Source organism: Hymenobacter fodinae (assembly GCF_004745825.1).
GTDB classification, from domain to species: Bacteria; Bacteroidota; Bacteroidia; order Cytophagales; family Hymenobacteraceae; genus Hymenobacter; species Hymenobacter fodinae.
In genome coordinates this window covers 1,331,435-1,354,893 of sequence record NZ_SRLA01000002.1, presented here as the reverse complement: position 1 = coordinate 1,354,893, position 23,459 = coordinate 1,331,435, and the positions used below count along the sequence as shown (strand labels likewise).

The window sequence follows — 23,459 nt, the reverse complement described above, 5'->3', positions numbered from 1 at the left end:
GCCTCAGGGCACGGCGGCGTCAAGAAGTGTTAGAAATTTACCTGCAAGCCGCCGGTGTAAGAGCGCACGTTGGGGTAGCTGCCGTCATCTACGCCGCGGCCAAAAGCGCCAATGCCTGGCGTCTCGGGGTCGAAGCCCGTGTAGTTAGTCAGCGTGAAAACGTTGCGGCCCGTTACGTACACCCGCACACTGCCGAGCCCCGGCACAAGGCTGCTCACAGTTTTAGGCAGGGTGTAACCAAGCTGAATGTTGCGCAGACGCAGGTAGCTTCCATCCTCTACCCAACGGGTAGTTTGACGCAGGGTATTCTGCCCGTTGCTACCACCGTTCACCAGCCGCGGAGTGGTGTTTGAGCGATTTTGCTCGGTCCAGGGCTCTACATCGCTGCGGAAATTGGTTTGGCCGTCTAGCTGGTCAAGCGAAGCCCGCGTTGAGTTGAACACGTCGTTGCCACTCACGCCCTGAAAGAAAACACTGGCATCGAATCCTTTGTAGGCCGCAGTCAGGTTAAGGCCAAACTGCAGCTTAGGGAATGGGTTACCAACAAAGCGCCTGTCTTTATCGGTGTTAATTACTCCGTCACCGTCTACATCTTCGTATTTCACGTCGCCGGGCTTGGCAGTAGGCTGAATAACCCGGCCGTCAGCGTTTTTATAGTTATCAATTTCTTCCTGCGACTGGAAGATGCCTAGCATTGGAATCAAAAATAGGCGACTGATAGGTTGACCTACTGTGGTGCGAGTCACATTTAGGGCGCCAGGAATGTTGGGCTGCAGCTCCGACAGGGCTAAAACCTCGTTCTTAATAGTCGTCAGCGTCAGGTCGGCACCGTAGGTAAATGCTTTGCGGTTTTCGTGGTAGCCCAGCGCAAATTCGAAACCCTTATTCTGGATTTCGCCCAGGTTAGTGAAGGGAGCTGTGTCGAAAATACCCAGATACGTTGGCAGCGGTGGATTAACCAGCGCATTTTTGGTCGTCGAGATATAGTAATCGGCTGATAGGCTCACGCGGCTGTCAAGCACGTCCAAGTCGAAACCAACGTTCTTAGTGTAGCGTGATTCCCAGCGAATGTCTTTGCTTTCTACACCTATCTGGATAGCACCATTCGTCACTACCTGCCCCGTGCCAAAAACGTAGTTTACATTCTGGTTTACAGTGGCTTGGTACAGGTAAGAGCCGGGCAGGTTGTCGTTGCCATTCACGCCGTAGCTGGCCCGTAGCTTCATGTTGTTCACGAAGGGCAAGGCGCTCTTAAAGAACTGTTCTTCGCTTAAGCGCCAACCTACTGAAGCCGCGCCGAAGTTTCCGTACTGGCGGGTTCGGTCGAAGCGCGACGAGCCGTCGCGACGGAAGCTGCCCGTAATCAGGTAACGGTTTTTGAAGTCGTAATTGGCCTGCGCGAAGTACGAGCGTTTTGCCCACTCGTCCTCGCCCCCACCTACGGTTGGTGTGGCGTTGGTGCTGGCGCTTTGTACAAAGTAGTATTGTGGAACAGACTGGAAACCCGTGGAACGAGCCGAGGTGTTATCGCCACGGTACGCCTGCTCTGAATAGCCTAATACGGCGTTTACGCCATGCTCGCCAAAACGCTTGTTGAAATTAAGAGTGTTTTCTACCAGGAGTGTGCTCTGGAAACCCCGGTTTTCGTTTAAGTAGGTTTGGTCAATGTCGGGGTCTCCGAGACGAATCCGACCTTCCTTGCGCGCATCTTTATCAAAGTACAGATGCCCTTCTAAACCTAAGTTTAACCGATACGATAGAAAATCGGTGAAGCTAAATTCGGCATTGGCGCTAGCTTGCAAACGCTCGTTGCGCTGGGTACGAGTCAGAATTTCCTGGGCCGCGATGGGGTTGACAGAGTAATTGAACAGTGCCGCGTTACCGTATCCATAGCCACTGGTAGTAGAGGGGTCACGCACTGGAATACCCGGTAGCATGGTCAGCACATCCACGAAAGCTACGTTGTTAAGTAGCGTAGTATTTACATGGGTCAGCAGAGCACTTTGGCTCAATTTCAGGCGGCCGCGTGTTAACCCCGAATTTAGGCGCAGGCTATATCGCTCAAAAGAAGGTCCTTTTACAATTCCTTCCTGATTGAAATAACCGGCTGAAATCAAAAAGTTGCTGGCGCTCTTTTCACCCTGATTACCGCCCGAAAACGAGAGGTTATAGTCTTGTACGCGACCAGTCTGGAAGAACTCTTTCTGCCAGTCTGTATCTATGGCGTTAGTAAACGTTCCTCCGGCTTTGTTGGCACCGGGCAGTGGTGGCAAACCAGCATTAGCGTAGGCTAAGGCACTACGGTCAGCCCATTCACTGTGGTTCACCATGTCGTAGCTCCGGTAAATGCTTTCCGTCCCTACATACCCGTTGAAGCTCACCTTGGGCACTCCAGATACACCGCGTTTGGTAGTAATCACGATAACTCCATTGGCACCTCGCGACCCGTACACTGCCGTTGAAGAAGCGTCTTTCAGCACGGTCGTCGACTCAATGTCGTTTGGGCTTAGGTCGCGGATATTGTCCGTCCATAGCCCATCAATCACATATAATGGGTTGCTACCGTTAGAAAAACTTCCAATACCTCGGATAACAATATTGGGCACAGCACCCGGAGCACCAGAACCTTCTACTTGAACGCCTGGCGTGCGACCCTGGATAGCTTGAGCTAGAGTAGGCACAGGAGTCTTGTTCGCTTCGCGTACGTCTAGGCTGCTAACTGCGCTAGTGACATTCTGCCGATCCTCCGTCAGGTAGCCAACCACCACTACCTCAGACAGGGAGCGGTTATCAGGCACCAGACTAATGTTTACGGAAGTGCGGCCGCTAACAGGTACCTCTTGCGAGGTATATCCCACGAAGGAGAACACAATGGTCCCGTTATCGGGGGCCGTAAGGGTATAGCGGCCTTCAATATCGGTTTGGGTACCGGTGGTAGCCCCTTTCACCACTACGTTTACGCCGGGTAGGCCCGCTCCTTTTTCATCTACCACACGTCCTGACACGGTTATGTCGGGCTGGGCGACTGTTACGGGTAAGGTTGCGCGCAGCGTTGGCGCGGCTTCTGCCAATGCTGACTGAAGCGGTAGGCAGCACATGAGGGCCGGCAGGGTCATCCGGCGCATTTTGGGTATGGGCTTTCTCATGAGAAAAAAATTGTGGGAATTGAGGGTTAGTAACACAAACGATTGTGTGTTAGGGGAATTTCACAAACGATTGTGTGAAGAATCAAAAAAAAGAGATTTGATAAAAAGTGGCCTAGCAAAGCCCTGAGGCGCTATTTCCATGAACGGGCACCTCATCTGCACAGCAAACTTCCCGTTAGGTGAGTAAGGTTAATAAAATCGTAACAAATAACCAATTAATTATTGCATGCTCAACGGTTTCGGCGGTAGCTCGTTCTGCAACTGGTGTACTAAGATAAGGTAACAGCAAACTCGCTCAATGAAATATGTCATGTGAATTCCTGCTCACTACTGGTGCACAACATTCTTTATCTATACCCACTGGTTATCTTATCCACCTAGTCACAACTCGACAAGTACACAATTACCACGTCTTAGCGTATAGGGTGTTTGCGTGGTATGATGTCGTAGCTGCCCTTTTGTGCGTTACAGGTATGCACTGCCTTGCGAGGACAGCTCTGGTGTTACCTGCCTTTACCTTCTACTCATCACTTATTTATGCCTAAACTCCCTTATATAGTATTAGTAGATGACGACCCAACTGCAAACTACCTGCATCAGAAGCTGCTGGCTAAACTAGACGTTACCGATCAGCTGTTAGTGGCGCACAATGGCCATGAGGCCCTTGCTTTACTTGATCAGCTCCAATCTATTCCTGAGCATTCCTATCCTGCACTTCTGCTTCTAGATATTAAAATGCCTTCCATGGATGGGTTTTCATTCCTGGAAGCGTACAAACAGCTTCCAGCCACGAAACAAGCTGGTATTTTAGTAGTCATGTTATCGACTTCCCTGCAACCCGAGGAGGTTCATCGCGCTCAGCAGTTGCCCATTGCCGCTTTTCTGAACAAGCCCCTTACCAATGAAAAAGTGAGGCAGCTTCTGCAGCTTTGCTACAACCACCCTGTTTCCCAAACGGCTAAATAAAGAGCGGCAGTATATAGTTGCGTTGCTCCACTAGGCGACTAACTGGCGCCAAGGCATGAGCTACTATGAGTAGCAAATCAAAGCAAGGCGGCAAGCGAGAGACAGACCTAGATACCCTGTCTTCCGCTTGCCGCCTTGTTTTTAGCGTAGTGCACTGCCCAGCACCTCTATTACCACATTCTCAGGGTGGGCAAAAGCTTTTCTACAACAGAAACCAGCTTAATATAGGCTCACGCGCTGTATAGCTTAGGTCGTGCACACCGTCTTATTAGCTGTATGCTCTAGGCCACCTTCAGGACCGCAACCTGAACTGAGTTGGCAGCCACGCTTTGCCAGTTGAATTGTAGGGCACTACAGCTTCGCTTGATTGGTAGCACGCTCTGCCTGAAGAGTAACAACCGCGCTTTTCAATCCTTTGCCAGTCACTTTTAGCTGTATGGGGCCCGTTTGGCTGGTAGCTTGCACCAGCGCCATTACCTGCCCTTGAAAGGCTTTCATCCGAGGTTCGTGGAACAGCTCTAGGCTAGCGGCATTTCCATTAGCAGCGGCTCGGAAACGGCCGGCCCCACTAACCGAGAATTGCAGCTGATTGGTAGCTTCCGGGCACAGAGTACCCTGCGCGTCCTCTACTCGGGCCGTCACGTAGGCCAGGTCCTGCCCATCGGCAGTCAGGGCAGTGCGGTCGGTAATCAGCCGGATATGGTGGGGCTGGCCGGCAGTTTTTACTTCCTCTTCCGCCACTGCCTTGCCTTGAGCATCGTAGGCCACTACCTTGATGCTGCCGGGAGCATACTTTACGTCATTCCACATCAGGCGGTAGCGGGCTTGCGGAGTGCCGGTAGTTGACTTGGTTTGGCGTCCCTGGCTTTTACCATTCACAAACAGCTCAGCCGAGGGGTAGTTGGTGTAGCAAAATACGGGCGTCGTTTGACCTTCGCGGCCGGGCCAGGTCCAGTGGGGCAGTACGTGCAGGGTTGGTGAAGACGGATTCCAGCGCGCACGGTACAGGTAGAACCGGTCTTTGGGCATGCCCGCCAAATCCATAATGCCGAAATACGAGCTGTGCGAAGGCCACTTCTCATCGTAGGGCGTAGGCTCGCCCAGGTAATCAAAGCCCGTCCACACAAACTCGCCCAGCACGTACGGTAGGTCATCCTGCACCACAAACTCTTCGTCGGGCGTCTGCGACCAGTTGCAAACTTCTAGGTCGTAGGAAGAGGATTGGTTGTCGTCGTACTTTTTGTCTTTGGCATTTACTACCGGAAACTTATACACGCCGCGTGAGCTAACAGTAGAAGCCGTTTCGGAGCCCAGCAGGAAGCCCTGGGGCAATTTCCCGTTGGCTTCGGGGTAGCGGTGCGGCTTGTAATTGAAGCCCGGAATATCCAACACAGAGGCGAAGTTGTTCTTGATGGCGTCGTCGATGCGGTCCATGCCCGCCGTTACTGGCCTAGTGGGATCTTCGCGGTGCACAATGTTCTGCAGCTGCTTGGCCAGCTTGTTGCCGCCGGGCATGCTCTGGTCGGGCACCTCATTGCCAATGCTCCACATAATTACGGAGGGGTGGTTTCGGTCGCGGTGCACCATGTTCACGAGGTCTTTTTCCGCCCACTGATCAAAGTATTGGCTGTAGCCATTCTTTACCTTGGGGGTTTTCCACTCGTCAAATGATTCCACCATCAGCATAAAGCCCATCTCATCGCAGAGGCTCACCAGTTCGGGCGCGGGCATGTTGTGGGTTGTCCGGATGGCATCGCAGCCCATGTCCTTCAGCAGGGTAAGCTGTCGGCGCAGCGCGGCTACGTTGATGGCCGTCCCCAGCGGGCCTAGGTCATGGTGGTTGCAGACCCCTTTAAACTTGCGCGGCTGCCCATTCAGGGTAAAGCCGGTAGTAGCGTCGAACTTAAAGGAGCGAATGCCAAACGGGGTGCTATACTCGTCGCGCAGCTCTTCGCCGGCGTAGAGCTTGGAGTAAGCGGTATAGAGCACCGGAGTTTCCGGCGACCAGAGCTTGGGGGCCTTCACCACCAGGTTTTGCTCAAACTCCTGCCCGTCGGTAGCCGTGAGTGGGGTAGCTACGGTAGCCACTACTTGCCCGGCAGCATCCCGTATTTCTGTTTGCAGCCGCAATGGTGCAGTAGCACCGGCTGTCATTTCCACCCGCGTTTTGAGCTTTACCTTGGCGTACTCAGCGTTGATTTCAGGGGTAGTTAGGTAAGTGCCCCACACCGGAATGTGCACGTCGTTGGTCACAATCAGATGCACATTTCGGTAGAGACCCGCGCCAGGATACCAGCGCGACGACTCGGCCTGGTTCTGCAAACGCACGGCCAGGGTATTGGCAGTGCCCGGCTGCAAAAAGGAAGTAATATCGAAGTAAAAGGAATTGTAGCCATAGGGCCAGGAGCCTACTTCACGGCCATTCACGAACACGTGGGCATCGCTCATGGCCCCATCAAAGAGCAGCACGGCCCGCTTACCGGCGGCAAAGCCCGGCACGGTCAGCTGTCGGCGGTACCACCCCGTCCCGATGAAGGGCAGCCCCCCCGTGCGTCCTGCCTTCAGGGTTGCTTTCTGCTCATTGTTTTGCTCAATCTTTACGGCCTGCAGGTCATTATTACCGTCGAAAGGACCGTAGATAGCCCAGTCGTGCGGAATAGACACTTTCTGCCAGCTGGCATCTTTGAAGGTAGGCTTAGCGGCCTCCGGAAAGTCGCCTTTTGTAAACCGCCAATCGGTGTTCAGGAGATATTCTTGCCGGGCCTGCGCCGAGGCCGCATGAGTTGTTAGCAGCAGAAACACGGAGCAAAGCGCCGCGGCCCGCCAAGAGCGTACTAGGTTCATGAGAAGCAGTAGGGGCTGGCCATGCCAACCGTGAAGGGAAAGCTATAGGCTGAAAACAAGCCATAGGACGCCCGAAAGCTACTGCATCAGCAAGAAAACACCTAGCCTTAATAGCGTAGGCCTATCAAGCACGCTAGGCCTCTTATAACAATCAGACCAAGATTACTAGAAAAAAACATCTATGACGCATACATACGGCATGAATAAGACGTATATTTACGACATACTACATAACAACTCATGACATACGCCAAAACCAGCGCATTTACGGAAGAGCAACAGCAGCTAGCCCGCGTGGCCAAAGCATTGGCTCATCCGGCCCGGGTGGCTATTATTCAGCTGTTGGCCTCTAAAACCACGTGCATTTCCGGCGATATTGCCGCTGAGCTTCCCCTCTCCCGCACTACAGTTTCGCAGCATCTGCAGGAGTTGAAAGCTCTAGGCCTCATCAAAGGAGAGATTGATGGTCTCACCGTGTGTTACTGCCTCAACACCTCGCTACTGCAGAAGGTACAGCAGCAGTTCACGGCGTTTTTTCAGGAAGCATCCGCCTCGTCCGTGTGCGCCTCTGATGATTCCTGTTGCTAACTCAGTAGTTCACCTTTTCCCCCTACCCTATGGAAACTCCTGTCTTTCCCCGCATGCACGTGTCGTTGTACGTGTCTGACCTTACTGCCACAGTTAATTTCTACACGGCCTTTTTCGGCCAGCCCGCCGTGAAAGTGCGACGCGGTTATGCTAAGTACGTGCTTGACAAGCCTGCCCTCATTATTTCCTTCGTCGAAAACGCCGAGCGGGTAGCTAGCAACTTTGGCCACTTGGGGTTTCAGGTTGAAACCGTTGCTGAGATGGAACAACGCTTAGAGCAAGCCCGCAAGAGTGGCCTAGTAGCCCGTGAAGAAATAGGAACCAACTGCTGCTACGCCAAGCAGGATAAGTTTTGGGTAAATGATCCGGATGGTGTGGAATGGGAAGTGTACTACTTCCACGAAGATGCGGAGTTTAACGACCCACGCTATCAGCAAGAGTACGACCAAGCTGCCAGCAGCCAGTGCTGCATTGCTCCTGCTAAAGCTGAAACTCTTGGCGAGGACGCTGAGCTACTCACCACCGCCCCAATGGCTTTCACGCTGGTAGAGACTGCACCGGCTCCTGCCCCTGCTTGCACACCGGGCGGGGGGTGCTGCTAATTGCGTGCACGAGCAGGCAATACACAACAGCGACTCTTAACTTACCCCCTGTATGGAACTCCAACCCCTTACGGCGGCACACTGGCTGATGGTGCGCGCTATTTATGAAGCAGGTATTGCCACGGGCAACGCCACCTTTACTACGCATGCACCTACCTGGGACGAGTGGGACCAGGGGCATCTTCGGCATAGCCGGCTGGTTGCGGTAGGTGCCAATGGCCATGTGCTGGGCTGGGCAGCCTTGTCACCGGTATCGGGGCGCTGCGTGTACGGCGGGGTGGCCGAGATAAGTGTGTATGTGGGGGCCTCCGCCCGCGGCCAAGGAGTAGGCCAGGCGCTACTGGCAGCGCTCATAACTGAGTCAGAAGCTAATGGTATCTGGACTTTACAGGCCGGAATTTTTCCGGAAAACACGGCCAGCATCGCCATTCACTCTAAAGCTGGCTTTCGGGAAGTGGGCCGCCGCGAACGAATAGGTCAGCTTCACGGCGTATGGCGAGATACGGTGCTGCTGGAGCGCCGCAGCACCATGGTGGGTAGCGAGTCAGCTTATACGCCAGCCGCCCCAGATTCATACTAGCTCCTGAAACTTTCGGGCGGCCCGAAAGGAATGCTGTACGCAAGCGCTCAAGTTTGACCTGAAGCCTGGTTCATTCTATTCCTCCTATGTCAGACAAAAAAAATGTATTGGTGCTGTGCACCGGCAACTCCTGCCGCAGCCAACTTATGCATGGCTATTTAGAGCAGTTCCTCCGTGACAAGGCTATCATTTACAGTGCTGGTGTAGAAACACACGGTGTAAACCCAAGAGCGGTTCAAGTGATGCGGGAAGACGGAGTTGACATCTCCCACCACACCAGCAACCACATGGATGAATACACACAGGTACCGTTCGACTACATCATTACCGTCTGCGACAACGCCCGCGAAGCCTGCCCGGTGTTCCCCGCCTCGGCGGTGCAGTTGCACCACAACTTTCCTGACCCGGCCAAAGCCACCGGTACCGAAGATCAGGTTCTAGGCCAGTTCCGCAACGTCCGGGACCAGGTGAAAGAGTATGCGCAAAATTTCGCCCAGCAATATTTCAGCAGCTAGCCAAGGGCACTTTTTAGAGCGGATGCTTAGTAGCCATTCGGCAGCTCAATTCCGCGGATGTTGCGAAACAGGCTGAGAGCGTTCTGGTCGGTGAGGCCACCAATGTAATCGGTGAGGAGAATGATTTGCTCGTAGGCCGAAACCTCCTCTTGGTGGCCTAGCGCCCTAAATTGCTCGGGCAGCAGTTGGAGCAGCTTGCGGGAGCGGGGGCCGCCGTAGGGGTCGAAGGTGGCGTGAAGTAGCGCGTCGAGCAGGCCGGCCAGCACCTCAAAGCCGGCGGCCTCAGTTTCCAGCACGGGGCGGCTCCGGTACAGGTGGTCGAGGGTGAGTTGATGCACGCGCTGCAGCTGCTCCCAGCAGTCGAGCTGGCGCACCAGGGGCTCGTCGGAGCGGCCGCGGAGCAGGTCATCGGAGCGGTCGGCAAAGAGGCGGGCGGTTTGCTGCACGAGCCGGTTGATGAGGCGCGCCCGCAAGTAGCCAAGTTCTTCGCGCCAGTCGCGCCACTCTACGGAGCCGCGCCGGCCGGGGGCATCACCAAGCATATCGCGCAGAAGCTGCAAGCCTTCCTGGCACGGAATCAACCCGAGCTTTAGGCCATCCTCGAAATCAATGATGCGAAAGCAAATATCATCGGCGGCTTCTACTAGAAAAGCCAACGGATGCCGGTGAAAAAAGCCGCCCGTATCCGTGCCCGGAGGCTTGGGCAAGAGGCCTAGCTCGCGGGCTACCTCCTGAAACCGGACCGCCTCCGTCTGGAAGTAGCCGTATTTCTTCTCACTGGTGCCGCGCGTTAGGCCCGCCTCTTCCACTATAGATGGCCGCGGGTATTTGGTAAAGGCGCCCAGCGTAGCGTAGGTGAGCCCTAGGCCTGCCGAGCCGCTGCTGTGGGCCGCGTAAGTGTGCGTCAGAATCCGGAAACCAGCGGCGTTACCCTCAAACTGCTGTAGGTCGGCGCGCTGAGCGGCATTGAGCACCCGCACAAATGGCTCGGCGGCGGCACTGCGGAAGTATGCCGAAATAGCATCCTCACCACTGTGGCCAAACGGCGGATTCCCGATGTCGTGGGCCAGGCAGGCTGCGGCCACAATATCTCCAAAGTCGCTATCAAGATGAGGCAGACTTTTGGCCAAACCTTCCGTTTCTTCCAATAGCAGGCGCCCGCCCAACCGGCCCAGGGAGCGGCCTACGCAGGCCGTTTCCAAGGAGTGCGTGAGGCGGGTATGCACGAAGTCGGTTTCCGGCAACGGCATTACCTGGGTTTTACGCTGCAGCCGCCGGAACGCAGAGCTAAACACAACCCGGTCGTAGTCGGCAACGAAGGCGCCGCGCACGGGGGGCGCATCGGTCACTACGTGTAGTTGGGGCTGGTCGGGGTAGCGGCGGCGGCTCAGGAGCCGCTCCCACGTCATGGCAGGTGCGTCGGAACTGGTAAGGTGCATCATCAGTGGCCTAAGGTACAAGGCCGTCGCAAATCAGCCGATGCTCTCTGCAAGATTATACAGTCTACCCCAACCATGCTAGGCCTGGACGGGCTCCTCCCCCATGCGGCCTAGCAGGCGCACAGTGGCATAGCCCAGCAACAAGAAGGCCCCGTACAGCAGCGTTACGCCCCAGGTGCCCAGGTGCGCAGTAGGGTACAGAATACGGTTGATAATGTCGTAGAACAGCGTGAGCGGGTTGGTGAGAATATCCCAGCTGTTGAAACGCAGGTAGCGCCCCAGGTAAATGCCGAAGGAGCTCAGCAGCAGCGCCACGGTTGCAAACGCCCAGCCGGCCCCCCACCCCAAGCGCCGGGCCACAATGGCCTGCATGTCGGTGAGGGAAGCATAGGCCAGCATCAGGCCATTCCAGGCGCAACTCAGAATCAGAGCCAGGTCGTACCAGTACGGGGCCCCGGCCCGCGGCTCCAGGTGAAATAGGTCGGTGAGGATATAGGGAGCGTTTGGGAAGAACAATAGCCACACCGCACCCACGGGCAGCAGCACCCGCGCCTTCACCCGCCCGGCCGTCAGCCCCAGCATGGTGCTAAGCCCGAACGGAATGATGGCCAAAAACAGATTCCAGAGCAGAAAGGCAAACAACACCTGGTGCGATAGAAACACCCGAAACGTAATCAGCAGCACGCTCAGCGTCAGCGAAGCCCCCAACAGTAGCATCAGGTTGAGACGGTGGCGAATCTGCGGCAGGGATAGGTTGGCAATAGACATCAGCATACCAATACGTTCGGGGTTGTAAACCAGCGTTCCTAACGGAAGGTTGCGCCGCTATATTGCCGCCGGCCTATAAATCGGTGCTGGTTGGGCCGCCCGCCGCCCAGCGCAGTGTGGCCTGGGTCTGCGCATATTTAGCTTGCAACTCAGCCAGTTTCACGCGCGCCGACACCAAGCTGGCCTCCCGGGAGTTGATTAGAAAGACGGAACTCTCCCCATTCTCAAACCTGATTTGCTCACCGTTGCGCAGGATTTCGGCGTTGCGCACCACCTGCTGTTGCAAGGCCAGCTGCGTCCGCAAAGCCTCCCAGTCGTTGGCTACGGTGCGCAGGGTGGTTTGCACTTCGCGGGAGTCCTGCTGCAAGTCCAGCTCGGCCTCCCTGATCTTCAGCCGGTTCAGTTGCAGCTTGGCTCTCTCCTGGCGTAACAGTAGCGGGTAAGCAAAGCTCACGCCCAGCTTATAGTTGTTTTGCAGGTACGCCCCACTCAGGCTAGCCGACTTTTCAGGGTTGAAGGGCTGGCCGGCTTGCAGCAGGTTATAGTCGAGGGTGAGCTTGGGCAGGAGCTTGTTGTTGAGCAGGCGCCGCTCTACTCCCAGCTGGCTGATTTTTGCGCGGTTCTTCAGCAGCTCCGGATGAATTTGCTGGGCTAACTGGGCTAGCACGGCAACAGAATCGGGATTAAGGGTACGCCAGGCGGCGGGGCCGGGCAACACCTGAGGCCGCGCCGTTGGGGGCAGGTCGCGGGGTTGCTGCTGCTCGTCCCAGAGGTAATTACTGAGCAGCAGTGTGGCGTTGCGAAACTGCACCCGCGCCTGCGCTAGGGTAGCCTCCCGGTTTTGCAGTTCGGTGAGGGCCTCCACCGAGTCGATGGCGGCTAGGTCGCCGAACAGCACGCGCTGACGTATTGCGCTGAGGCGCACGTTGGCTAGGCCTGTATTGCGGTCAAGCAGTTGCAGGCGCTGGTAGTTTAGGCTCCAGTCCCAGTAATCCTTGGCGGCTTGCAGCAGGAGCTTGTTCAAGGCGCTCCGGCGTTCCGCTTCGGCCAGCCCCTGCAGGGCCTGGGCTTGGCGCACAGCCGCCCGGCGCTCATCAATCAGCAAGCCTTGGGCCAGCGGCACTGAGAGGCCTATGTAGCTTAAACCGTAGGGAGCGGTGTAGTTTTCGGGGTTGATGTACGTGCCCGTGCCGCGCTCAAAGCCCGCTTTCACATCGAGGCCATACCACACCGGAATTCGCAGCTGCGAGTCCCAATCGTGGAAATATTCCTTGCCCCCGAGGGTCTTGCCGTAGTATTTGCTGGTGGCAGCCGGATCAAACAAGCCTCGGGCGTAGCGCACCTCTTGTTGGGCGCGCTCGGGCAGCAGCCCCGCCTGGCGCGCTACTGGGTGGCGCAGGGCCACGTAGGTTAGTAAGTCGGTAAGCGTAAACACCTCCCCCGAGTCGGCGGGCACGGCCGCGGGCCGGGCTTCCACACCCCGTACACTGCCGCCATCCGGCTGGGCCACCACCATCGGGGCTGGCTGGGTGGCCGGGCTTTGTAACCTAGTGGCCGGCGTCAGGGCTGGGCTGGCAGGAGCTACCGAACGGCGAGGTGGACTAGCTGTTTGCGCAGAGGCCGGTTCGGTCAGAAGCAGCCCCAGACTTAGCCAAGTCAGAATAAGCTTCTTCATTTCTTCTCCTCCTCTTCCTCGCTGGCTATTGAGCCTTTATCGGCCTTCTTGGCGCTTTTTGCATCTTTGCCCCCTTCGCCGGGCGCCCCCACAAAGTTTGGGGGGAAGCCATTAAGCTGCCGCCACAGTTCATACCAGATAGGAACATTATCCAGCAGGGCCCAGCCATATACACCGGAACCTACGCGCAAAGGCTTCGGCCAAGGCTCCAAGTCGGGGTCGGGCGTCACCAGAATGCGGTATTGACCCTGGGAGTCAATATTGTCGATAACTGCCACGCGGCCCCCGAAGGTACCAAAGCTGGTGCCTGGCCAACCGCTGAATACCAGTGCCGGCCACCCGTCAAACTGCAGGCGCACTTTGCGCCCCACGCGCAGCAACGGAATATCCATGGGCTTCACGTACAGTTCGGCGGCCAGGGCCGGGGTATTAGGCATTACGGTTACAATGGCCTCCCCTTCCTTCACTATTTCGCCTAGGCCTTGTTTCAGGGCGCGCACCACGTAGCCGTCCTGCGGAGCCGTAATACGGTAGTAGCCCGAGCGGATGCTCAGGTTGGCCAGCTCGTTGCGCATTTTGGCAATCTGCCCCTCAGTATCAAACTGGTACGCGGTAGCCGAGCGGCGGTCCGACTCCGACTTGGCCAGCTTGTCTTGGTACTCGGCCTGCAACGACGACAGCTCCAGCTGGGCATTGATCAGCTCCTGCTGACTTACACCCAGCTTGTTTTCTGCCGACTGACGCTTGGCAGTGCTTTCCTGAAATTTCAGGCGGCGCTGCTCGAGCTCGGTCAGGCTTTTCAGTCCCTGCTGATAGAGAGCTTCCTGGCGGGCCAACTGCTGACGCGCAATATTAAAGTCGTTATCAGCGGCGCGCAGCTCAGCTTGATCAGAGTTAAGCTTCAGGCGAGCTTGCGACACTTTGTTGCGGGCCTTATCCAAGCTCACGCGTAGGCCACTGCGCAGGGCTTCCTGCTGATCACCCAGGGCCACGGTCTTGCCCCGGTTTTCTTCCAGCGACGCAATCTTGGCCGCTAGTTGCTCACGGGTGCGCTGCAACAGCTCGGGGTCAAAATATTTCTCCTTGATTTCGACAATGGAAACCAGGGTATCGCCGCGTTTTACCTGCTGGCCTTCGCGCACGTGCCAGCGCTCAATGCGACCGGCAATGGTGCTGGGTACGGTTTGCGGACGGTCTTGGGGACGCAGGGTGGTGAGCTGGCCGCTGGAGCGGATGTTCTGCGTCCAGGGCAGGAAGCCAGCCAGCAGGACTATCACGCCTAGGCCACCGAGCCAGCGGGCCAGGGTGCGGCCCGCGGTGGGCGTTTGCACCCGCCCAAACGAGCGGAATTTGGCCGTAAGCGGGTTGGTTTCTTCGAGGGGACGTTCAGCAAAAGGCATAGTATAAGGAGTGCTGATAAGTGAGTGGAAGCGTTCTGATGGCCGAATACTGGCGGCGAAGCGCGCTGGGAGGTCCTATCCTCCCTGCGCGCTTCGCCGCCACCCGGCATTACATCAGTTCGCGGAGTTCCGGCTGCTGCGAAACAATTTCGAAAGGCCCGTCGGCAACGAGGCGCCCCTCGCGGAGCAAAGCCAAGCGTGGGCACAGGGAAAGCACCCGCACGTCGTTGGAGGCTAGCACCACGGTCCAGGTCTGTTGGGCATCGAGGAGGCGCTGCAGAATGCGCAGACGCTCGGCGGGCTCTACGCCGGGCAAGAAATTATCGAGCAGCAGCAGGCGTGGCCGCCGCACCAGCGCCCGGGCCAGCAGCAGCTTTTGACGGACGCTGTCCGACAGCGGGGTGCCCACCCCAAGCGGGGTGTTCAGGCCTTGCTTACGGCCGTAGAGGTCGTCGCGCAGGCCTACCAGCTCCAAGGACCAGGTTACATCGTCGGCACTGATGTAGGACTGGTCGAGGGTGATATTCTGGAGCAGCGTGCCCTCGAAGATGTTCTGGTGGGAAATGTTGTCGCCGAGGTAGCGCCCCAGGGCATTGCTGGAAATGTCTTGCAGGGCCAGTCCGTCGTAGGCTACCACGCCGGTGTAATCCTCCAAAAGGCCCGCCAACACGCGCAGTAAGGTGGTTTTGCCGGAGCCATCGGAGCCCACCAGCCCTAGGTGCTCCCCTGCCGCCAGCATCAGCGACACATCCTGCACCGGCTGCTTTTCCCCGCCTGGGTACTGGTAGCTCAGGTGGCGCACCTCCACTCGTAGGCCAGCCCCGGCCGCGGCCAATGGCAGCTCTACGCCCACGTGCGGCTCCAGTACCGGCAGGTCGAGCACGTGGCCAATTTTGTCGAGGGAAGTGAGGGCATCATACACTACATCCAGCTTCAGCAACACTTTCTCCACGGCCGAAATGGTGAGGATGATAACAATTTCAGCGGCTACAAACTGCCCGATGTTGATCTGCTTGCTAATGAGCAGCCAGCAGCCAATGATCAGCAGGGCCGCCGTAATCAGCGTTTTAAAGGCCACAAAGCTCCAGAATTGGGTCAGAAGCACTCGGAAGTGGCTTTGCCGGGCCACTAGGTAGCCTTCCACCAGTCCATCGGTGCGGGAAATGGCTACTTCCTGGCGGGGGGAGTGCCGGAAGGTATGCACCGTGCGGGCCACGTCTTCGAGCCAAGCCACTACCCGGTACTTGTACTTCGACTCGGTAAGACTTGTAGCCAGGCCCTTAGAACCTGTGAAACGAATCATCAAGGCCAGCAGCAAAACGAGCAGCAGACCAAACGCAATGAAGATGGGGTGGTAAAACGAGAGCAGAATCAGGCCGAACAGAATTTGCAGGGCTGCCGCCGAAAACTCCACCAGCAGGGTTGCCAGCCCTTTTTGCAGGGTGGGCGTATCGAGCAGGCGGTTCATGAGCTCGGGCAAATACTGCCCATCCAGCGACTCGGTCCTGACCCGCGGCAGGCGCACGGCAAAGTCGAAGCTTACGCGGGCAAACAGGCGCTGCTGAATGAACTCGACCAGGTACAGCTGCATCACCTGCAGGGCCCCCACCAGAAATGTTCCGAAGACGATAAAGCCAATCAGTACGATAAGCGAGGTGCTGACATCGCCGCTGCTCACAAACCCTATAACCGACTGCACGCCCAGTGGCAACGTGAGGCTGATCAGGCCGGCCAAAGCCGCATATACATATAAGTAGGTAATGTCGCGCCGTTCGGCGGCCAGCAGGCGCAAGAGGCGCTGCCCGGGCGTAAGAGAAGATTCGTGCGAAGTGGCCATAGCCGGAGGTGTATGTTGCGAGGAGAGAGAAAAGAAAGCCTAGCCAAGGCGGCAAGCAGGCCTTGGCTAGGCCAGGGCGTTAAAGGCCAGACTTTCTAAAAATGAGTAAATGACCTGTTCCGTGGGCTCGCCAGTGGTATCGGTGCAGGAAGGCAGGTGCTGCGCGAAAAACAATTGTTTGCGAGAGGCTTCAAGCAGGGTGCTGGCCAGGGCGTGCGGATACGGATACCCAGGGCGTATCTCGGAGACAACCGCCGAGATGTGCGCCACCAGCTGCTTGTACTCCCGAAACAACCCGGCTTGGTCGTCTTGGTCTACCCCACGGGTGAGGTAAGATTTCGACGCCTCATTCACCACGATGCGATACAGCGCGGCCTCATCTAGGCCAGTGGTTGTGGGGTCATCGTGGTGGGCACGGGTAAGAATACCCAGGATGAGCCGCAGCCGCTGCATGGGGCTGGGCACGTTATGAGTATGAAACCGAATCTGGTAGTACAGCCAGGCCCAGTACCACGACACCAGATACACCAGTAGCCGGTGCTTGTTCTCGAAGTAGCGGTAAAGCGAGGCTTCCGTTGACTCCATCCGCTGGGCCAGCTTCCGGAAGGTGAACTGCTCCAGCCCGATTTCATCGATCAGCCGGACGCTTTCCCCAATGAGCCGGCGTCCCAGCTCCGTCTCCTGCGGATCGCGCAGAAAAAGGCGTTCGTTTAGATGAATGTTTCTCAGCATGTTGCACGGTGTATTGCCCAGCCTAGGAAGTATTACTTCAACCTGTGATAGTCTTACTTACAATCTCGGGAGCACAAGGCCCAACCTCGACTGTAGTAGCCGCAGATGTCACTTCCAGACTTCGACACAAAGGTACCGCGCCACCCAACCGCCTAACTTAAGGCCGCATTAAATGCAACTTAATTTTCGATTAAAAAGCAGAGCCCACAGCTATATCTGCACACATTTAGGGCCTTTTGGTATGCGCCTGCGTCCTTGCTGTGCGGCACGGATAGCCCTTAGCAAGTAGGCTAGGCCACCTCCGGGCAAGACACCCAGAGCTCATGGTAGCGGATGGTAAGTAGGGCCCTCTGGGGGCATGGAGTTTGCTACTCACTACCATCCCGGCCGTATCTACGTACCTTTGCACGGTGGGCCGCCGACTGGTGGCTCCCCTATTCCTCCCGCCTATATTCCCTGGCCCTCTCGTTCTATGAGGTGTTTCTCCCTCCTGCAACTTGCTTCCTTGTGCACTGGCCTAGCCCTTTCCGGCTCGGTCCTGGCTCAGCAACCTACGGTTAAGCCTACCACACAGAAGCCGGCCGCACCGCGTGCTACCGCCGGCAAACCTACCACACCCGCTAAAGCAACAACAGCCCCTGCTACCGGCAAGCCGGTAGGTGGCGCGGCTACCAAAGGTGTAACAGCCACTTCCTCTGCGGCCGGCGCTAAGCCTACCACGGCTCCGGCCAAATCCGTATTGGTTCCTGCCAAGGCAACTCCGGCACCGGTTAAATCTTCGGCGGCTCCGACCACTACTAAGCCAGCGGCGGCGCGGCCTAGCGGACCGCCGTTGCCAGCCAACTTGGGTTCTTCTGACCCTAACATGCGCTACAAGAACGGCAAGGTCCTCCTCGACCAGACTCGTTACGACTTGGCCATGCAGGAACTGGAACCACTCACGCGGCCCACTGCCAAGTTTGAGCGGGCCCCCGAGGCGGCGTACTTGTATGCCGTAGCGGCTAGTAGGGCCAAAAAATGGGTCGAGGCAGAGCAAATGCTGAACCTGGTGCGCAACGAATATCCGCAGTGGGCTGGCCTACCAGAAGCGTTGTTTTTGCAAGGCCAGGTGTCGTTTGAGCAAAATGACTTCGACAACGCCCTGAAGGTTCTCAGTATGCTCCCTCCCGAGCGCTTGACGACGGAGCGAGAAAATATGAAGGCGGTTTATTTGCCTCGTATTAAAGACAAGGCCACTTTCCAAAGCCTGCTAAAAACCTACCCACGCGAGGCTGCCTTGGGCCGGGCCTATGCCGACAAGCTCGCTAATGGCGGCTGGTACACCGACGCAGACAAAGGCCAGCTCAACGACCTGATTGCCCAGTTCTCGCTCGACCGTACCCGTTATACTCCTCGCCCAAGGGCACAAAAGAAAAGCACGTATAACATTGGGGTGCTCCTGCCCTTTGAGTTCAACGACCCGAGTTGGGAAAAACAGCGCAAAAACCAGTTTGTAACCGACTTATACGCCGGCATGCGTCTGGCCCAAGACTCGCTACAGCGCGAAGGCCACCCGGTGCAACTCTTCGCCTACGATACCGGTGCCGATACCCTGCAGCTTAAAAGTGTGCTTGCGCTGCCCGAAGTAGCGTCCATGGATATGCTCATTGGGCCGGTATACAAGTCAGGCAGTAAAATTCTGGCCCGCTTTGCTCAGCAAAAGCAAATCCTGTGCGTAAATCCACTGTCGCAAGATGGCGACCTAGTGGAAGATAACCCCTGGTATTACTTGTTTGAGCCGAGCGCCGAAACACAGGCCAAGCAGGCAGCTCAGTTTGCCTTTGCCCGCCTCGGGGGCCCACGTACGGCCGTTGTGTTCTACGAAGACTCCAAGGATGACTCCTCCTTCGGCGAGGCGTACAAACAGGCCTACGAAGCCCTGGGTGGTAAAGTAGTAGAGCTACGCCGCATTAACTCTGACGTGGAAGAGTCATTATCGGCGGGCTTCACGGGGGTAGACCTAAAGTCGGTAGGCCACTTGGTGGTAGCCTCGGATCATAAAAAAGCCGGCCCTTATACGTTTGGTGTTATGCAGGCGCAGGCCGCCCGTCCAGCCCTCATCACTTACGCCTCTTGGCTCGACAATAACCGTGTGGGCCTAGGCCAGCTGAATGCGCGCAGCGTATACTTCGTGCAGCCCAAGTTCATCGACAAAACCAACCTGGGCGTGCGGCGCTTCCGCCAGCTGTATACGCAGCGCCAGAACCTACCCCCATCGGTGTTTGCCTTCTCGGGCTTCGAGATGCTGTACTACTTTGCCTCGCAGCTACACCAGTATGGGCCGGCTTTCCAGCAAGAGCTGGCTAATAACGGCCCAGTATCGGGTGCTCTTTTCCAAGGCATTGGCTACCCGGCCGGCACCCACGACAACCAGTATGTGCCCATCACGAAAATGGAGCATCTAGAGGTTGAAGTCTTGAACCCTGTGGGCATTCGGTAGGTTAGTTATATAGCCTGCCACTCTGTGGCTCGCGCCCGCTAGGCCACCCTCCTATTGATGTTTAACGCCGTTGGCGCCTGCCAACGCTACCTACTTTTCATGTCTGAATCTCTGACTGCTCCCGACCTGACGCTCACCACCTCCGATGCCTTATTTACCCGCGCCAAAGACCACATTCCGGGTGGAGTAAATTCTCCCGTACGCGCTTTCCGGGCCGTGGGTGGACATCCGGTGTTCATGCAGTCGGCTAAGGGAGCGTGGCTCACGGATGTTGACGGTAACCGCTACCTCGACTTTATTAACTCTTGGGGACCCATGATTCTGGGTCACGCTCCCGATCTGGTGCTCAACGCCGTGCAAGAAGCCATCCAAGGCTCGTTGTCGTTTGGTGCTCCCACCCGCCGCGAGGTAGAAATGGCTGAGCTTATCAAGCAGATGGTGCCTAGCATCGAGAAAGTGCGGCTGGTAAACTCCGGCACCGAGGCTACTATGTCAGCCATCCGGGTGGCACGCGGTTACACGGGCCGGAACAAGATCATCAAGTTTGAAGGCTGCTACCATGGACATGGCGACTCGTTCCTGATTGCGGCCGGCTCGGGAGCCCTCACCCTTGGCGCCCCCGACTCACCCGGCGTGACCGAAGGCGTAGCCCAGGATACTCTCACCGTGCCCTACAACGACCGAGCCGCCGCCGAGCAGGTTGTTCTGGCCAATGAGGGCCAGGTGGCTGCTCTCATTCTGGAGCCCGTAGTAGGCAACATGGGCTTGGTAGCCCCACAAGAAGGCTACCTGCAAGGCCTACGCGACCTGTGCACGCAGCATGGTATTGTGCTTATTTTCGATGAGGTGATGACCGGCTTCCGCCTCGCCCGGGGTGGCGCGCAGGAGCTCTACGGCATCACGCCCGATATGACGACGCTGGGCAAAATTATCGGGGGTGGCATGCCCGTGGGCGCCTACGGAGGCCGAAAAGACATTATGGATCAGGTAGCTCCTGCTGGCAAAGTGTACCAGGCCGGTACACTCTCCGGCAACCCCATTGCCACCGCCGCCGGCATTGCCCAGCTCACGTACCTGCAGGAGCACCCCGAGCTCTATGACCAGCTTAACCGCACTACCACGCGTATTGCCGATGGCACCCGTCAAATTTGCCAGGAGCTAGGCCTGAACTACACCGTGAACCAAGTAGGCTCCATGTTCAGCGTGTTCTTCACGGATAAGCCTGTTACTAACCTGGAAGAAGCCAAGCAGTCGGATACCGAAGCCTTTGGCCGCTACTTCCGCGCTATGCTTCACCGGGGCATTTACCTGGCGCCCGCGCAATACGAGGCGCTGTTTGTAAGCACAGCCATTACCGATGAGCTAGTTGACACCTACCTCACTGCCTGCCGCGAAGCCATGCGGGAGGCACACGGTCTGTAGGCCACTTCTCTCACAAGCAGAATAGAGTAAAAGCCCCTACCGTCCTCACCTTCAGCAGCTGCCCTAGCTCTGATGAGGACGATGGGGGCTTTTATCTTTCTAGGCCACTTGCTCACCACCCCGCTCCTTTTCTCACTTCTCTCACTAAACCCTGGTAGCAACCGGCTACCTTTGCGGCAAATCTATTTGCTGCCATGCCCCGATTTTGTTCGTTTCTTCCATTGCTCTTGCTGCTGTGGCTCGCCATTCCCGGCGCGCTCCTCGCCCAAACGGAAACTCCGGCGGCAGCCAACAAACGGTTGTTCGAGCGTACCGTCGATGAGCTAAACTTCCGCACCATGGAAACGGTCTACGACAAGACCTTTGCCCGTGGCAAATTCCCCTCGAACCTGCGCAGTGCCAAGGCCCGTCGCGAATTTGACAACTTCCCCGGCCGCCCCGACCTGCAGAAGCTATTTCATAACTACAACGACGTATCGGAGCGCTTCAAAAACAAATTCGGCTCGGGCCGTACAGACCTGATTGAGTTTGAGAAGCAGCTAAATACTGTACTGGTAGATAAGAACTTTGAGTTTTTTGTGCGGGTGTTGCCCCGCGACGAGCGGGTAGCTCTCATTCGGGCCCTACAGCGCGTTATCAAGCAGGGCACTGCGCAGTTCAACGCCTCCCAGGACCCCGCCCCTGAGGAGTTGGCCGCCGACGGTGCCGCCGTGCCACCCGCCGCCGACGGCGAAGTAGCCACGCCCAGCAACGCGCCTACCGGCGTGGCCCAGGAAGATGTACAGCCCGCTCCTGAAGGTAACCTAGCCTCGGCTCCTACCTCCTACCCTTCCCTGCGCCCATTGGATGTAACGCCCCGCCACGACTGGGTGGATTACCTCACGCTGCTGCTGGCAGGCAGCTCTCTGCTGCTCACGCTTTTCCTGATTACTGGCCCCTTGGCCGATCTGCGCAACCGCCTCGATGCGCTGAACGACGAACTAGAAGAGCGCAAATCTGGCCCCGCTGCACGTCGCCGCACGAGTACTTTACCCGAAGACCGTTACGAAGACGGTGATGACGAGTAAAGAGGCCCTAATGCTGTGCTAGGCCACTCGGGCAGTAATCAGCTTCCTCTTCGCTTCTACTTTTTAACTGAATACGCATGATTCTCACCGACCAGCAGATTCTCGCCGAAATTGAGCGGGGCAACATTGTTATTGAGCCCTACGATCGGACCTGCCTCGGCACCAATTCCTACGATGTGCACTTGGGCCGCTACCTGGCCACTTACCGCGACGCCGTACTGGATGCTCGGAAGCACAACGAAATAGATGTATTTGAAATCCCGGAGGAAGGCTTCGTGCTGCAGCCCGGCACGCTGTACCTGGGCGTAACGGAGGAATACACCGAAAGTCACGCCCACGTGCCATTTCTGGAAGGCAAGAGCAGCGTCGGCCGCCTCGGCATAGATATTCACGCCACGGCCGGCAAAGGCGACATTGGCTTCTGCAATACCTGGACATTGGAAATCAGCGTATCGATGCCCGTGCGCGTGTACCACCTCATGCCTGTAGGCCAGTTAATCTACTTTGCCGTGCAGGGCGACGTGGAAACCTTCTACAACCGGAAGGCAAACGCCAAATACAATGAGCGCACTGTGAAACCAGTAGAATCGATGATGTGGAAGAACCGCTTCTAGGCCACTAAGGCTCAGGCAGTACACCTTATATCATTTGCTTAAACCCAAGCGCACCAATGGTTGCGTTTGGGTTTGTTGTTTTCAGCGCACTTACTGGCTTATGTTTTTGGCTCAGAATAAACTCGCTGGCACAGTTTTTCGTTATAATCAAGACAAGCTGCCTGGTTCTGACCAGTTCATAATCGGGAGGCTGACGCTGATTGTTGATCAAATAACGTGCAGATACTGATGAGAAAGCAACTTGCCACCGCTGCCCTGCTCCTTGCCGCTACCGTCGGCTCGCAGGCCCAGCAGAAACCGTCTCTAACTCAACCTCAAGATAAAACCAAGCCCTCGCCCCGTCTGAACCCCGTACAAGAGCGTGCCAAGCGCCTCTCCGATCAGATGGCCCGCGACCTTCGTTTGAATGGTTACCAAGCCACTAAGCTCCGGGCTATCAACGAAGATAAGGTGGCTAAAATGGCGGCTATCGAGCAGAAGCACGCCGGCAACCAGAAGCTCATCACGGAGCAGTGTGATGCCGTGTGCAAAGAGCGTGATAAGGAGCTCCAAGCGGTACTCTCCACCGACCAGTACAGCAACTACTACGACTCTCGCGCCACTTTCCGCAAGTATGACCGCGACTACGCGGCAAAATCTGCGGATGCCATATTCGTAAACTCTGTGCAAAACCCGCTGCCAGCCAGCAGCCGGGGTGCCACCATTGGCCCAGCCCGGACGACTACTCCAGCTCCCACTGCTCGCTAAAAATAGTGGCTTAGATATAAAAAGCCCCACCGGATAAC

General features: G+C 56.8%; 18 protein-coding genes. 10 read left to right on the top strand and 8 right to left on the bottom strand.

Annotated elements, in window-relative coordinates:
* Positions 1-29 precede the first annotated feature (29 nt).
* Positions 30-3,146 (bottom strand): SusC/RagA family TonB-linked outer membrane protein, encoded by a 3,117-nt coding sequence (locus EU556_RS13055; RefSeq protein WP_135434534.1) that lies wholly within the window; start codon positions 3,144-3,146, stop codon positions 30-32.
* A gap of 537 nt (positions 3,147-3,683) precedes the next feature.
* Between EU556_RS13055 and EU556_RS13050 the strand changes: the two genes are divergently transcribed.
* Positions 3,684-4,112 (top strand): response regulator, encoded by a 429-nt coding sequence (locus EU556_RS13050; protein ID WP_135434533.1) that lies wholly within the window; start codon positions 3,684-3,686, stop codon positions 4,110-4,112.
* A gap of 351 nt (positions 4,113-4,463) precedes the next feature.
* Here the strand turns inward: EU556_RS13050 and galB are convergent, their stop codons facing one another.
* Positions 4,464-6,956: a beta-galactosidase GalB gene (gene galB / locus EU556_RS13045; protein ID WP_135434532.1), complete on the bottom strand. Its 2,493-nt coding sequence runs from the start codon at positions 6,954-6,956 to the stop codon at positions 4,464-4,466.
* Positions 6,957-7,196: 240 nt separating this feature from the next.
* On the opposite strand from galB, the gene EU556_RS13040 reads away from it, so the two are divergent.
* The 4 genes from EU556_RS13040 (at position 7,197) to EU556_RS13025 (ending at position 9,241) form a co-directional block, all read left to right on the top strand.
* On the top strand, positions 7,197-7,544 hold the full coding sequence (locus EU556_RS13040) for an ArsR/SmtB family transcription factor (protein ID WP_135434531.1): 348 nt from the start codon (positions 7,197-7,199) through the stop codon (positions 7,542-7,544).
* Positions 7,545-7,573: 29 nt separating this feature from the next.
* Positions 7,574-8,146, top strand: coding sequence for an ArsI/CadI family heavy metal resistance metalloenzyme (locus EU556_RS13035; protein ID WP_135434530.1), 573 nt, complete (start codon positions 7,574-7,576; stop codon positions 8,144-8,146).
* Between the two features lie 52 nt (positions 8,147-8,198).
* A complete protein-coding gene (locus tag EU556_RS13030) occupies positions 8,199-8,726 on the top strand; it encodes a GNAT family N-acetyltransferase (RefSeq protein ID WP_135434529.1) in 528 nt (175 codons plus the stop codon).
* Positions 8,727-8,812: 86 nt separating this feature from the next.
* Complete coding sequence (locus EU556_RS13025; protein WP_135434528.1) at positions 8,813-9,241, top strand: arsenate reductase ArsC; 429 nt, start codon at positions 8,813-8,815, stop codon at positions 9,239-9,241.
* A 26-nt stretch (positions 9,242-9,267) separates the two neighbouring features.
* On the opposite strand, the gene dgt is transcribed toward EU556_RS13025, so the two are convergent.
* The 6 genes from dgt to EU556_RS12995 all read right to left on the bottom strand — a co-directional run bounded on the left by dgt (position 9,268) and on the right by EU556_RS12995 (position 17,092).
* Positions 9,268-10,683, bottom strand: coding sequence for a dGTP triphosphohydrolase (dgt, locus tag EU556_RS13020; protein ID WP_135434527.1), 1,416 nt, complete (start codon positions 10,681-10,683; stop codon positions 9,268-9,270).
* A gap of 75 nt (positions 10,684-10,758) precedes the next feature.
* A complete protein-coding gene (locus EU556_RS13015) occupies positions 10,759-11,454 on the bottom strand; it encodes a DUF1361 domain-containing protein (protein WP_135434526.1) in 696 nt (231 codons plus the stop codon).
* A 67-nt stretch (positions 11,455-11,521) separates the two neighbouring features.
* Positions 11,522-13,123 carry a TolC family protein gene (locus EU556_RS13010; RefSeq protein ID WP_135434525.1) on the bottom strand — a complete coding sequence of 534 codons (1,602 nt, stop codon included), beginning with the start codon at positions 13,121-13,123 and terminating at the stop codon, positions 11,522-11,524.
* Positions 13,120-14,523, bottom strand: coding sequence for an HlyD family secretion protein (locus tag EU556_RS13005; protein ID WP_135434524.1), 1,404 nt, complete (start codon positions 14,521-14,523; stop codon positions 13,120-13,122). Before EU556_RS13005 ends, EU556_RS13010 begins: the two co-directional genes overlap by 4 nt.
* 109 nt (positions 14,524-14,632) lie before the next feature.
* The gene (locus EU556_RS13000) at positions 14,633-16,360 is read right to left on the bottom strand and encodes a peptidase domain-containing ABC transporter (protein ID WP_135434523.1); all 1,728 of its coding nucleotides are present in this window, start codon (positions 16,358-16,360) and stop codon (positions 14,633-14,635) included.
* A gap of 66 nt (positions 16,361-16,426) precedes the next feature.
* On the bottom strand, positions 16,427-17,092 hold the full coding sequence (locus EU556_RS12995; protein ID WP_135434522.1) for a TetR/AcrR family transcriptional regulator: 666 nt from the start codon (positions 17,090-17,092) through the stop codon (positions 16,427-16,429).
* Between the two features lie 472 nt (positions 17,093-17,564).
* Here EU556_RS12995 and EU556_RS12990 point away from each other — a divergent pair, with 472 nt between their 5' ends.
* The 5 genes from EU556_RS12990 to EU556_RS12970 all read left to right on the top strand — a co-directional run bounded on the left by EU556_RS12990 (position 17,565) and on the right by EU556_RS12970 (position 23,421).
* A complete protein-coding gene (locus EU556_RS12990; RefSeq protein ID WP_167855564.1) occupies positions 17,565-19,571 on the top strand; it encodes an ABC transporter substrate-binding protein in 2,007 nt (668 codons plus the stop codon).
* Positions 19,572-19,670: 99 nt separating this feature from the next.
* On the top strand, positions 19,671-20,993 hold the full coding sequence (hemL, locus tag EU556_RS12985; RefSeq protein ID WP_135434520.1) for a glutamate-1-semialdehyde 2,1-aminomutase: 1,323 nt from the start codon (positions 19,671-19,673) through the stop codon (positions 20,991-20,993).
* Positions 20,994-21,187: 194 nt separating this feature from the next.
* The gene (locus tag EU556_RS12980; RefSeq protein WP_135434519.1) at positions 21,188-22,060 is read left to right on the top strand and encodes a hypothetical protein; all 873 of its coding nucleotides are present in this window, start codon (positions 21,188-21,190) and stop codon (positions 22,058-22,060) included.
* Between the two features lie 77 nt (positions 22,061-22,137).
* Complete coding sequence (dcd, locus tag EU556_RS12975) at positions 22,138-22,674, top strand: dCTP deaminase (RefSeq protein WP_135434518.1); 537 nt, start codon at positions 22,138-22,140, stop codon at positions 22,672-22,674.
* Between the two features lie 228 nt (positions 22,675-22,902).
* Positions 22,903-23,421: a hypothetical protein gene (locus tag EU556_RS12970; protein WP_135434517.1), complete on the top strand. Its 519-nt coding sequence runs from the start codon at positions 22,903-22,905 to the stop codon at positions 23,419-23,421.
* Positions 23,422-23,459: the final 38 nt, after the last annotated feature.